Origin of the sequence: Clostridium sp. CM74B_53 (assembly GCF_036318045.1) — a bacterium.
Taxonomy (GTDB): domain Bacteria; phylum Bacillota; class Clostridia; order Lachnospirales; family Lachnospiraceae; genus Pilosibacter.
In genome coordinates, this window is sequence record NZ_JAWQDE010000002.1 from 29,006 (window position 1) to 41,633 (window position 12,628).

General features: G+C 47.9%; 10 protein-coding genes. 2 read left to right on the forward strand and 8 right to left on the reverse strand.

The window, feature by feature from the left end; genetic code table 11:
• Positions 1-11: 11 nt before the first annotated feature.
• Together V2546_RS01535 and V2546_RS01540 are read left to right on the forward strand one after the other, a co-directional pair.
• Positions 12-3,383, forward strand: coding sequence for a type I restriction endonuclease (locus V2546_RS01535; protein ID WP_329751376.1), 3,372 nt, complete (start codon positions 12-14; stop codon positions 3,381-3,383).
• 4 nt (positions 3,384-3,387) lie between these two features.
• Positions 3,388-4,758 carry an ISL3 family transposase gene (locus V2546_RS01540; RefSeq protein ID WP_329751377.1) on the forward strand — a complete coding sequence of 457 codons (1,371 nt, stop codon included), beginning with the start codon at positions 3,388-3,390 and terminating at the stop codon, positions 4,756-4,758.
• 307 nt (positions 4,759-5,065) lie between these two features.
• On the opposite strand, the gene V2546_RS01545 is transcribed toward V2546_RS01540, so the two are convergent.
• From V2546_RS01545 to V2546_RS01580, 8 genes are all read right to left on the reverse strand, one after another.
• Positions 5,066-5,815: a YoaK family protein gene (locus V2546_RS01545; protein WP_117513226.1), complete on the reverse strand. Its 750-nt coding sequence runs from the start codon at positions 5,813-5,815 to the stop codon at positions 5,066-5,068.
• 238 nt (positions 5,816-6,053) lie between these two features.
• On the reverse strand, positions 6,054-7,295 hold the full coding sequence (pepT, locus tag V2546_RS01550) for a peptidase T (protein ID WP_329751378.1): 1,242 nt from the start codon (positions 7,293-7,295) through the stop codon (positions 6,054-6,056).
• 164 nt (positions 7,296-7,459) lie between these two features.
• Positions 7,460-8,335, reverse strand: a complete 876-nt coding sequence (gene hflC / locus V2546_RS01555; RefSeq protein WP_015554456.1) for a protease modulator HflC — start codon at positions 8,333-8,335, stop codon at positions 7,460-7,462.
• Positions 8,336-9,499 carry an FtsH protease activity modulator HflK gene (gene hflK / locus V2546_RS01560; protein ID WP_329751380.1) on the reverse strand — a complete coding sequence of 388 codons (1,164 nt, stop codon included), beginning with the start codon at positions 9,497-9,499 and terminating at the stop codon, positions 8,336-8,338. It lies immediately after the preceding gene.
• Entirely contained in the window at positions 9,496-10,053 is a 558-nt protein-coding gene (locus V2546_RS01565) for a Holliday junction resolvase RecU (protein ID WP_118728514.1), read from the reverse strand. Before V2546_RS01565 ends, hflK begins: the two co-directional genes overlap by 4 nt.
• Positions 10,054-10,153: 100 nt before the next feature.
• The gene (locus tag V2546_RS01570; protein WP_329751382.1) at positions 10,154-11,152 is read right to left on the reverse strand and encodes an RluA family pseudouridine synthase; all 999 of its coding nucleotides are present in this window, start codon (positions 11,150-11,152) and stop codon (positions 10,154-10,156) included.
• A gap of 11 nt (positions 11,153-11,163) precedes the next feature.
• On the reverse strand, positions 11,164-11,736 hold the full coding sequence (locus V2546_RS01575) for an O-linked GlcNAc transferase-like protein (protein ID WP_243022229.1): 573 nt from the start codon (positions 11,734-11,736) through the stop codon (positions 11,164-11,166).
• A gap of 105 nt (positions 11,737-11,841) precedes the next feature.
• The gene (locus V2546_RS01580) at positions 11,842-12,606 is read right to left on the reverse strand and encodes an SDR family NAD(P)-dependent oxidoreductase (protein ID WP_329751383.1); all 765 of its coding nucleotides are present in this window, start codon (positions 12,604-12,606) and stop codon (positions 11,842-11,844) included.
• Between the last annotated feature and the right edge of the window lie 22 nt (positions 12,607-12,628).

Below are 12,628 nucleotides of genomic sequence, written 5' to 3' on the forward strand. Positions count from 1 at the left end.
GGGTAAGAAAAATGCCTGATGATCTTAGACTTGAAACAAACTTTGAACATTATATTAGCCGGAAGCTGAATGAGCTGTCGGACAGCGGATGGAAAATCAGTGAAAATGATAACGGCTTTGACGCAGATACTGCGCTTTATGTAGATGATTTTATCAGCTATATCATGGCTACTGCTCCGCAGAAGATCGAAAAGATGAAGAAAGATCTTGGCGACAGCTGGAAGTCAAACCTCGAAAAGAATCTCGTACATAGCCTTGAAATAAATGGCACGGTACAGACGCTTCGAAATGGATTCTTTATGGCCGGATATCAGACGATTGAGTGCTCCGGTCATTACCCGGATGATGTACGGATCCCGAATATCAAGGAAAAGTATGATGCCAATATCCTTCGTGTCATGCATCAGGTCCATTATCAGACGGCTGGCAACAAGTCGCTTGATTTAGTGTTCTTTATCAATGGTATTCCGGTTGCAACGGCAGAAGTAAAGACGGAGCTTACACAGACAGTTTATGATGCTATCGAGGAATATCAGACGCAGAGAAAGCCGATCGAACCGGGAACCAGGAGAAAGAATCCTCTTCTCATGTATAAGCGTGGTGCCGTGGTGCATTTTGCCATTTCAGAGTCAGAAATCTGGATGTGTACGAATCTTGAGCCGGAAGTACCGCGTTTTCTTCCGTTCAATAAGGGCACATCGGATGGACATGCTGGCAACGATCCAATGCGGGAAGGTGATACTGATTATCCAACCGGATATTTCTGGAACGAAATCTGTCAGAAGGAAAACTGGCTTCGTATCTTCCATGATTTTATTTTTGAGAATGTTTCTAAGAAAGAGGATGCTACAGGACGCTTAAAGGAGGTCCGCACACAGTTATTCCCACGTTTCCATCAGTGGAGCTGTGTAACGAAATGCTTAAATGATGTAAAGAATCACGGTGTCGGACGGCGGTATCTGATTGAACATTCCGCAGGTTCCGGCAAGACGGAAACAATCTCATGGACTGCACACGAGCTGATCAACCTTCGGAAACCGGATGGGGATAAGGTATTTTCATCTGTTATTGTCGTTACGGACCGTGTAGGCTTGGACTCCAACATTAAAGGAACTATCAAGCAGCTTAAAAAGACACCGGGGCTTATTGAAATGATCGGTGGAGATGCGGATACGCGCTCACAGGGAGCAAAGAATAAGCAGCTTGCCGAGGCGCTTCATCAGCGTAAAGAAATTATCGTTGTTACCCTTCAGACATTCCCGTTTGCACTCGATGCGATTGCGACAGATGATATGCTGATCGGTGCAAATTTTGCGGTTCTTATCGATGAGGCACACTCTTCTCAGACCGGACAGTTTGCAGGAAAAATGAAGGCGGCTTTAAAACTTGCAGCGAAAGAAAAGACAAAAAAGACCGGCAAACCGGATGCAGGCGTTACGGATGAGGAAATGATTCTTGCATACTTCCAGAAAGAACAAAATGACCGCTCATGGCCGGAGAACGTATCTTTCTTTGCTTATACAGCTACACCAAAGCCGGAAACAAAAACACTGTTTGGGCGTGATTCCGAAAAGATTGATCAGAAGACTGGACGACCGATTCCAGAGTCTTTTGACCTTTATCCGATGCGTCAGGCAATTGAAGAAGGCTATATTCTGGATGTCCTGAAGGGGTATATGCCTTATAAAACAGCTTATCAGCTGAAAGATGAACTCGCTTCCGATAAACTTGTAGATGAGCGTGCTGCAATGCGGACGATTGCCATGTGGGAATCCCTGCACCCAACAAACGTCATGCAGAAGGCACAGTTTATCATCGAGCATTTTATGAAGAATGTTTCCAAGATGCTTGGCGGACAGGCAAAGGCAATGATCGTAGCATCTTCACGTCCAGCAGTTATCCGCTATAAGTATGCGATCGAAGCGTATTTACACGCACATCCTGAGTATGACCGGGAACAGGTCGCAGATGCAATCCGCTTTCAGGTTCCGGGAGAACCACTTGTTGCTTTCTCTGGCAAGGTAAACGGCGCAACAGCAATCATGGATGAAGACGAAAGCACCATCACGGAATTTGATTATTTAAAAGAGAATCCATTCGCAGCCATCCGCAGAGATTACGATTATACGGAAGAGAATTCAAATAATATTGGCTGGCAGAAGGTAGACGTTGCATTCGATAAGCCCGAGAACCGCATTATGATCGTATGTGATAAGTTCCAGACCGGCTTTAATCAGCCAAAGCTCTGCGCTATGTACATTGACAAGTCTCTTTGCAATGATATCGAAATCGTGCAGACCTATTCCCGACTGAACCGCACCTTCTCCGGTAAGGATCATGTGTTTATTGTCGATTTTGTAAATGACCCGGATACCGTTGAAAGAGCGTTTGCAAAGTACGACCACGGTGCAAAGATGGAACACGCTCAGAGGCTTGAGATCGTCTATGACACGAAGAAACGCCTTGATGAGCGGGATCTCTATACTCAGAATGAGATCGATACATATAAAGTGATTCGCTATAAGTCCATTGATGCTCTCTCTGCATCCATGAAGGATGCTTACCGGAAAAAGCTTTTCATGTCAGTATCTGCTCCGGCTGAAAGATGGAATAACGCTTACAAGGCAAATCATAATGCTTATGCTACATGGTCTGCAAATAAAGAAGAAGCAGAAAGAACGGGTAACAAGGATTTACTTGAAGCGGCAAAAGCGCAACTTGAAATCATTTCTAAAGAACAGGAAAGCCTGCTCGATTTTAAGAAGGACTTAAAGAAATACTGTTCCGCATATACCTATATTTCTCAGATTGTAGACCTCGGAGAGCCTGATCTCGAGATTTTCTATGGATTTGCGAAGCTTTTACTGAAGCGCCTTGATGGTACGCCACTTGAAGATATTGATATATCGAGTCTTGTACTTTCTGATTATCGCATCAGTGAGCTTACCCACAAGCCGTCTGATGATGAACCTGTACTTCGTCCAATGGGAGGCGGAGCCGGAACGTCCAAAAAGAAGCGTACAACGCTTAAGGAAGTCATTGCGAAGCTGAATGAGGCATTCGGTGAGAATGTAAGCCCTGTAGATGGTGCAAGAACGGTAAATGCGATCGTTGATTCTGTATCTGCGGATGATGTAAGCCGTATCCAGATCCGCAACTCTACCAACAGCCGTGAAGCAATCATTGCAGACGGCAGACTGGAGAACATCATTAAGGTGGCCGCATTGTCACTTAAGAATAATGAACTCGGACAGCTCGCAACGCAGATTCTGGATGATCCACAGGCGATTAGACCGATTGCAGAAATGATTTACGATCTTGTAAATAAAAAGAAACACTTGGATGTCGAAGAGATCTCTGAGTACGCAAATAACAAGGAGTAAACAGATGGCAGATAATATGGCTTTAATGCTCCTCGACTTTAAAGATTATAATATCGAAGGCATTGAAGATGTGTATGATAAGGCTAAACATTACAAGCGCATTTCTCTGACATACAGTGGGGATATCCCTGCTGTATGTCCCGTATGCGGAAATCCTTTATATAAACACGGCAAAAGAACATTACAGGTAAACGACACTCCGTTACAGGGGTGTCCGGTTGTTCTGAATATTGAGATACCTCGTATGCGTTGCCGAAATGAGGGTAATAAGAAGCATATATGGACGCCAGAGCTTTATAATGTCGATGAAAACCATAAAATGACAAGACGTGCACTTCTTGCTCTTACGGAACATTCCATGAGAACAACATTTGAAGATGCTGCGATTGATTTTGTATTAAGCCCAAATACAGTTAAGAACGTATTCGTTGATTTTTTAGAGGATAATCGCAAAAATCTTCGTTTTAAGACTCCTGCATTTATCGGCATTGATGAAATAAAGGTAAAGAAGCTTGGCGAACTCACAGTTATTACGGACATCGAGCATCGAACTCTATACGACATTCTTCAGGGACGCAATCAGAAAACCCTGACAGAATATTTTATGAGTCTCAGAGATAGGGAAAAAGTGCAATGGGTATGCTCGGACATGTATCGTCCATTTGAAAAATCGATATCAGATGCTATGCCGAATGCAAGATGGGCGATCGACCATTTTCACGTTGTTATGAAGGCAAATGAAGCGGTCGATGCTGTAAGACGTGAAATTCAGAAAGGGATGGCCCGTGTAGATCGTATCAAAACTAAAAAAGGGCTTGCCTATACTTTGAAAACACGGCTTAAAGATCTCGATCCTGAAGACGCAGCTAAAATCAAAGCGGCGCGAAGTAATCCTGAGCTTGCTCCTCTTGCAACAGCCTTTGACCTTAAAGAAGACTTTTTTAATATTTATGATGAAAACCCATCATCAAAGGATAATGCAAAGAAGGCATTTAAACAATGGGAGCAATCTATTCCGAAGAATGCGATATACGATAAGTTCCGAGAGCTTGCTGCTACGGTCCATCGCTTTGAAGACCAGATCTTCGCCTACTGGGATTGCCCTATTGCGATTTCTAACGGCTATACGGAATGCACCAACAGACTCATTCGCGAGAATAACCTGCGTGGACGTGGATATTCTTTTGAAGTCCTACGCGCACGAACTCTATACCGAAAAACAAACCTTCGTGCAATGCTTGAAAACGGTCTTATAGATGTAGGACCAGTCATTCCAGAAGATCAACCTGTCTTCCATTTTGAAAGTGCTAAGGAGGATGAAGATGAGGATCTTGAGGATGACTATGAGCCATTCCCAAATCCAGAAGAAGAATAATTTTCAACCTGAAGATCAAATTTCCACGGTTTACAAAAATAGTAGTTTTCAACCTGAACACTATTTTTTAGGTCGTGGATTTTATATTCTTATGATTCTCTTTTTCAACCAGTTATTGAGATATCATATATTCCCACGCGCTGATTTTCAACCACTTATTGCGACCAAACGAATATAAGAAAAAGGTATCCATATAAGCAGTTTCAAACACTTATTTCGGATACCCGTATTTCCTCTGTTACGCAAAACAGGCAGCCGACCCATCCCTGAATCAACTGCCCATTCCCATTCATCAAATATACAATTTTTAAATTTTCTTCTTCTCTTCCTTCTCCAGAATCTTCGCCTCTTCCAGCATCTCTTCTGCCTCTTCCTCTGTCTCCTCCGGAGTCTCATCTTCTACCGGAAGTTCACCGATGCTGATAAAGATCCGGGCGACAGCAAGGGGAATAAAGCCTACGCAGGCGCCGAGGGCGTTGCCGAAGGCAGCTACACCGGTGACACCGAGGAGAGCGCCAAGGAAGAACATAAGTACCGTGTTGCTGTAGAGCACCGCTTTTCTCTTAAATTCTTTATCTTTCGTCAACGCATACTGCGTCCAGCCGAGGACGGATTGTTTGAAGTTGTTTGTGATGAAGACCGTCGCGCTGTTGAAACCATCTGCGCCGGAATATACACCCCACTGGAATGCCGAACAGAAAAAGATCGGGTAAACACCCGCAATCGGCGAGAACCAATCCGGCAGCAGGGCCGTAAGTCCGAGACCGGCCGCATCCACCCAGATCGCCAGCTTCCGCATATGTAAGTTTGTATAGTTTGTCAGCATATAGGAGGCGATCACACCGCAGGCGAAGATCACCATCGCCAGCAGACGGAGTCCCAATTCCTCCCATTCCATAAATCGGACGTTCGAAGCCATCTCCATCAGGTTTCCCGTCTGTGCGGAGCCGAAGACTCCGGCATGGGAAAGGATTGCATAACCGCCGAGGAAACCGCCCACAAAGGAAATATTCCAATGCAGGATCGCGTCCAGACGTCTTTGAATCGTTTTTATCATAATCTGTACCGCCTTTCTGCGCATAATTATATCGTGACTTCGTCACTCACTAATTTCGCCGTTCGCCATAACCGTGCAGGCACGCTTCTGACTCACTGTCGCTCATTATATCATGAATAATCTGCCCCTTCAACATAAAGACATGTTCTAAATTACATTCATACATCCAAAAAGAAAAGCGGGAAGCGACATCCAGCGCCTCCCGCATTTTCTAAACAGCCATATCCTGATCCAGATTTTATGCCTGCTTCTCAACCTTCGTAAACTTTTCTGCGATCTTAAGAAGCAGCTCCACTGTCTTCTCCATGGACTGAATGCAGATGAACTCATACTTTCCATGATAGTTATGTCCGCCGGTACAGAGGTTCGGACATGGAAGTCCCATGTAGGAAAGTCTCGATCCATCCGTGCCTCCGCGGACCGGATTGATCGCCGGAGTCTCGATGCCAAGCTCCTTAAATGCCTCAGCAGCCACATCCATCAGGTACATATGCGGACGGATCTTCTCAGCCATATTGTAGTAGGTATCTGCGATTTCCACCTCGACTGTTCCCTCACCGTACTTCGCGTTCAGGAACTCGCCGATCTTATTGCCGAGTGCTTTTCTCTCCTCAAACCGCGTCATATCATGGTCACGGACGATATAGTGGAGAGTCGTATTCTCCACATTTCCGCCGATATTGTTCAGATGGAAGAATCCCTCATATTTTTCCGTATACTGCGGCTTCTCGTTCTCCGGCAGCATCGACTGGAATTCCAGACCGATCAGGATTGAGTTTTTCATCTTGTTCTTCGCGCTGCCCGGATGAATGTTACTTCCATGGATCGTGACTTTCATGGATGCCGCGTTGAAGGTCTCATACTCCATCTCGCCCCAGGCGCCGCCGTCAACGGTATAAGCCACATCTGCGCCCCATCCGGGAACATCAAAGAAGTCAACACCGTGTCCGACTTCCTCGTCCGGTGTGAAAGCGATCTTGATGGTTCCGTGCGGGATCTCCGGGTGTGTCAGAAGTGTCTCCGCCATGGTCATGATCTCGGCAATTCCCGCCTTATCATCTGCACCTAACAGTGTAGTTCCATCGGTAGTGATCAGATCCTGCCCCACATAGTTTTTTAGGAATGGGAACATCTTTGTTGTCATCTTTACACCGAGTGCCTTATTTAAAGTGATATCCTTTCCGTCGTAGTGCTTGACGAGCTGTGGGCGGACATTCTCATCCGGACAATCCGGTGAAGTGTCCATATGCGCGAGGAAGCCGACGGTCTGGCAGTTATAATCCCCGTTTGCCGGAATCGTTCCGTACACGTAACCGTGCTCACTCATGGAGACGTCCTTCACCCCGATATTCTTTAACTGTTCGGACAGAAGCTTCGCCAGAGCGAACTGTTTTTCCGTACTCGGAACTGTCCCCGCATCCTCTGCTGACTGCGTATCGAATGCTACATACTTGAGAAAATAATCAACTACTTTTGACATAACCCTTCTCCTTTACCGTATCATTATTTATCAGACATCCACGATCTTTTTTACTGACCGCGGTTATGTCCCGCAGCAGCCTGCTTCGTCCGGATCGTTCCGGGTCCACAGCATCACTGCTTCACAGGATTTTTCCGCTGTTGCGGTTTTATCCTGGCCGTTCCTTAATAGTTTCCCCTGAGGATCTTCGCAAGCTCTGAATTTTCATCCAGAATGATCGTCTTATTATCTCCCTTGAGACTCGCCTTTAACGCGTCCAGACTGCGGATATAATTATAGTAATCGGCCTTTCCCTCGTCATTGTACGCGCCGGAAAGGATCCTCATATACTCTGCCTCGCCTTCCGCCCGGATCTTCTCCGCCTGGGCCTGCGCCTCGGAAATGATGATAGAGACTTCTTTATCTGTGCTGTTCTTGATGACATTGGACTGGTACTCACCGTCTGCGATATATCCGGCAGCGATATTCTGCCGTTCAGAGATCATACGCTGGTAAACAGCCTCCTTGTTGGAATCCGGAAGGTCTAAAAGCTTCGTCTCCACCTTTTTTACCTTGATTCCGTAGCTGTCCAGGGAAGAACCGATCTTTTCCGTGATCATCTCTGCCAGCTTTCCGTCACGGCCGGAGATCACATCTGCCTGATCCGTGGAGGAAATGACATTTTTCACAGCATTGTATACAACAACGGAAATTCGGCTTTCCGCATTTGCCTTGTTTGCTCCGAGTCTGGAAAGGTATGCCAGCGGATCTGTGACACTCCACAATGCGAAGGAATCCGTTACCATCACCTTTTTATCCCTCGTATTAACCTCACTCGGAATAAGGTCATAGATCATCTCATAATTAGGAATCGACTGTGTTGTCTGAAGAAACGGGATCTTAAAGCTGAGACCCGGTGTCTCCACCACCCGGACCACTTTCCCAAACTGGAGAATGAGCTTATACTCATCATTGTATGTGCTCACCATACTGCCCTGAAGCAGAACAACGATCAGAAGGAGAACAACGATCCCTATGATTCTTTTTCCTGTCTTTTTCATTTAGTTCCCTCCTCCCGTCTGTGCTGCGCTGCCGGAAGCTGTCTCTGAGAATGGTTCTAACGGCAGCAGCGTCTGTGTGCCGTTTCCACCAGTGATGATGACCTTGAGATCCGGAAGAACTTCCTCCATCGTCTCATAGAACATACGCTTTTTCGTGATCAGCGGGTACTTTACATACTCCGCGTATGTGTCCTCGAAACGCGCCACCTGTCCATTTGCCTCGTTGATCCGCTGTTCCTTATATGCCTCGGCATCCTGCAAAAGCTTATCGGCCTTTGCCTTCGCCTCCGGAATGTTCTCAGACTGATATTTCTTTGCGGAGTTGATTGCCGTCTCCATGCCCTGTTTCGCATCCTCAACGGCTTTGAAGGCATTTGCCACATCATCTCTCGGCATCTCCGTATCCTGGATCGACACGTTGTAGATGCCGTATCCGATGTTCTCATCGACGAGACGGTTTGTGAGCTGCTCTTTGATCCGCTCCTGAATCTGAGTCTTTCCGGTAGTGATCACATCATCAACATTATAAACTCCGACGGTATCGCGGATGTAGCTCTGAGCCAGGTTCTTGATGATAGACTCGTACACACTTCTGTGACGCACCGCCTGAACCGGATCCGTGACCATGTATTCTACATAGAAATCCACGTTTGTCAGATTGAAATCCTTTGTGATCATCAGGCTCTCGTTCTCAATGGATACCGGATTGTCTATAGAGGCGCCGTCCGCCCGGGCCGGGTCCGTCGTGTAGCCGATCTGCATACCCGTGATGGCTTTGGAAACCTTAGTCACACGCTGGATCACCGGAATTTTAAAGTGAAGACCTGATGCCTCCTCCACCGACGGTTTTCCGAACGTGGTAACCACCGCCATCTCCTCCTCGGAAAGAGTATAGAAGCTGTCAAAGGAAAGCACTGCCGCCGCGAGGACGATCACAACCATAGTCACCGCAAAACCTGTGTGCTTCGGGACCCGGATCCCCGGCCCCTTCTTCTTCTCCTTCTTCCCGGAACCTTCCTCCGACTGTTCGTACACCACGCGCTCTGCCTGATTTTCTTTCCGCTTCTTTGCCCCCGCAAAAAGTTCGTCCAGTGTCCCGTTCTGTTTTAACGCCCGGAACACAAACACCGCGATCACAACGAGCCATATGACCATCTCAATCATTCGCCGTCTCCTCCTTTTTCTTCCTTCCGGTCAAGATCCTGCTGGATCCCTTCCAAGTAATGGACATACATATCCCGGTGGCTCCGGATCCTGTACGCTTCCGGCACCACCTCATCATAGGTAAAGCTTTTTCTTCCGCCCTCTTCCATCCGTTCCCAGAAACGGTTCACCACATCAAAAGGAACATAATAGATCTCGTTCTCCGCTGTAAAGGAGAGGATAATGAAGGCAACTCCGCCCTGGGCTTCAAATTCCTTCATGAACGCGATCTGGTGCGGGTGGATGTTCTGAAGTGGGAACGTCCGCACCGCGCATTCCTTCGCGTCAAAGCAGACCGGAATCCCCTGAACCGCGCCGATATAGTCGACCGTACTTTTCATATCGAAGTACGCCAGCGTGATATGGCGGCTCTTTTTATCGATCTCGATGGGCGTGATCGGGGTCGGGATCTTCTGGATCAGGGCCAGCTTCTTTTCCCGGTAGCTGTCATTGGTCCGGTTGATCAGATCTTCCAACGTGGAACCACGAAGGCCCCTGGTTTTCCATGTTCCCATAGCTGTTCCTTATCATCAATGTAAAGATTTTCGAGTGGTTTACATAAGTATTTTATGTCAATCAACCGCTTGTCATATCTCTGTCCGGAGTTGCCAGCTTTTATGGCAGCCTGATCCCGGTCTCTTTCAGCACCGAAGCAAAATATCCCGGCATCGGCGCCTCAAACACCCTCCCGGAAAGATAGGCAAACGGTTCCGCAAGCTTCGGAAACTCCAGACGGTAAGAATGCAGGAGCTGATACTTCACGGTTCGCCCGGAGGGGTTCACCTTCGAAACTCCGCCGTACTTGGAATCCCCTACGATCGGATGCCCAAGAGACGCTAAATGGGCGCGGATCTGATGGGAACGTCCTGTCAGAAGTGTTACTCTGAGCAGCGTAAACCTTCCATCCGTTGCGATCGGCTCATATTTTGTCCGGATCCGTTTCGGCTCCTCGTCTCCGCCTCTTCCTCCAAAGCGCTTTGCCTCCGCCTCCGTGAGGATCCGCACCTGATTCCTCTTCTCATCCTTTAAAAGCCAGCCGTCCACCGTCTTCACGTCCCGGATCTCGCCAGATACGAGACACTGATAATACTTGTGGATCGAGCGGTCTTTAAACACGCCGGAAAGCATCTGAAGACCCGCCAAAGATTTTCCTGCTGCCACGATACCGCTGGTATTCCGGTCCAGACGGTTGCAGACCGAAGGGCGGAACGCGCGGAGCCCGCTCTCCGTGAGCTTGCCGCTCCCCAAAAGATAATCGATCAGATACTCCACCAGAGACTCATCGGTCTCCTTAGCCTTCTGCGACAGCATCCCCGCCGGTTTGTTGACCAGAATGATCTCGTCATCCTCATAGAGAATATCTAGATCTACTTTCTTTACCTCCTGCACCTGAACACTGGAAAATTTTTCGATGGTGTCCTCCGCAAGAAACAGCTTCACGACATCGCCTTCGGCGAGTTTTTCATTTCCCTCACACTTTTTCCCGTTCAGCGTGATGTTCTTCTTGCGCATCATCTTATAGAAAAAGCTCTTCGACGCCTCATTCATGTACTTCGCGAGAAATTTATCCAGTCGCTGTCCCGCCTCGTTCTTTTCAATCACGATCTCTCTCATCTTTTATTCCCCTACATGGAAAGACTCTTTAATAACTTTAAAACATGTGGAGCACTTCCGTCATCCTCTTCCTCTGTGACGGTCTTAAGCTCAGAAAGCCTCCGTAGGAACTTTTTCTCCTCGTTCATGACCTTCGCGTTTCCGTCCAGCTTCCAGCCGACTAACATCTCGTTTAAAAATTTCTCCGCTTTCTTCCGGTCCACTTTCGGGTTCGTGCAGTAGAGATACACTCCGGTCGGATGAACGACCGCCGCATCGACCGGCATGATCAGATCGTTGGAGGTGATGACCAGATCATATAAGATCGGGAATTTGTCCTCGTACGGGAGACACGCCTTGTGGAGCTCCTCCGGGACCTCCGGGATCCTCGATGCGACGACAAGCGGTGATGCCAGGTTCGCCATTGGGAGTACCGTGAGGATCGCACTGATCGTGACGAGATTCTTATAGATCTGCTCCGTGACAAAATTTCTTAAGATAAGCTGTGCCACGATCGCCAGGATGAACAGGACAACGAAGAAAAGCTGACGCTTTTTGTAGGCAGTCCTGTATCCATAGGTTCCTTTTTCCAGTCGTAATTTCAAATCTTTTTCCTCTTTTCCGGGAACTGCTCAGATGTCCGCAGTCCCTTTTTCTATTGCTGTATGTGATGCGTAAGACCAGCCCGCATGCGGTGTGCGGTCCGGCAGTTACCAGTTGATAAACCCCATTAAGATCTCGTGGGGAACGATCCGGCAGAGAACGTAAAACGCCTTCATCCAAGGTCCGTACACTGAGATCCGTTTGCCTTTCATGCTGTCCATGAGTGCCTTTTTTACTACCTTTTTCGGCTCCGCCATCGTGAGCTTCTTGATCGGAGCGAGTTTTCCCCCGTCCAGGGCGATCCCGAAGAATTCCGTCTCCACCGGCCCCGGACATACTGCCGTCACATAGATATTTTTCTTCTTCAGCTCCACGGCCAGCGCCCGGCTGTAGCTTAACACAAAGGATTTTGATGCCGCGTAGACAGCAAAGCCCGGCTGGGGCATAAACGCCGCCGCGGAGGCAAACTGGATGATCCTGCTGTTCTTTGAGATATACGGAAGCACCATCTCCGTCACGGCAACCAGCGCCTCATCGTTTAAGCGCACCATGCCGACCGAGAGGTCCCGCCGGATCGTTCCGACCGCCCCGGTCTTTCCGTATCCTGCGCCGTTTACCAGGATCTTGACGTTCGGCTGCTCTCTCTTTAAAAGGACGGAGAGTGCGCCGAGGTCCTCCTCACTCGTGAGATCAAGCGGCAGGATCCGAAGACGGACCGGAACCTTTCCGACAAGCTCCTCGAGTCTCTCTTTTCTCCTCGCGACTACCCAGATCTCCTCCAGCGCTGCGAAATGATCCGCGAGAAGATACACCATCTCCCGTCCCATTCCCGATGACGCGCCGGTCACGATCGCAATTTTCTTTCCGCTCATGTGATCTGCCTTTCTGAATGAA

What these genes read in the sequence shown, in the direction of transcription:
- V2546_RS01540 (WP_329751377.1), top strand. Translation starts at nt 3,388, where the DNA reads ATGGCAGATAATATGGCTTTAATGCTCCTCGACTTTAAAGATTATAAT.
- pepT (WP_329751378.1), bottom strand. Translation starts at nt 7,295, where the DNA reads ATGTCAAAAGTAGTTGATTATTTTCTCAAGTATGTAGCATTCGATACG.
- hflK (WP_329751380.1), bottom strand. Translation starts at nt 9,499, where the DNA reads ATGATTGAGATGGTCATATGGCTCGTTGTGATCGCGGTGTTTGTGTTC.
- V2546_RS01565 (WP_118728514.1), bottom strand. Translation starts at nt 10,053, where the DNA reads ATGGGAACATGGAAAACCAGGGGCCTTCGTGGTTCCACGTTGGAAGAT.
- V2546_RS01570 (WP_329751382.1), bottom strand. Translation starts at nt 11,152, where the DNA reads ATGAGAGAGATCGTGATTGAAAAGAACGAGGCGGGACAGCGACTGGAT.
- V2546_RS01580 (WP_329751383.1), bottom strand. Translation starts at nt 12,606, where the DNA reads ATGAGCGGAAAGAAAATTGCGATCGTGACCGGCGCGTCATCGGGAATG.
- hflC (WP_015554456.1), bottom strand. Translation starts at nt 8,335, where the DNA reads ATGAAAAAGACAGGAAAAAGAATCATAGGGATCGTTGTTCTCCTTCTG.
- V2546_RS01535 (WP_329751376.1), top strand. Translation starts at nt 12, where the DNA reads ATGCCTGATGATCTTAGACTTGAAACAAACTTTGAACATTATATTAGC.
- V2546_RS01545 (WP_117513226.1), bottom strand. Translation starts at nt 5,815, where the DNA reads ATGATAAAAACGATTCAAAGACGTCTGGACGCGATCCTGCATTGGAAT.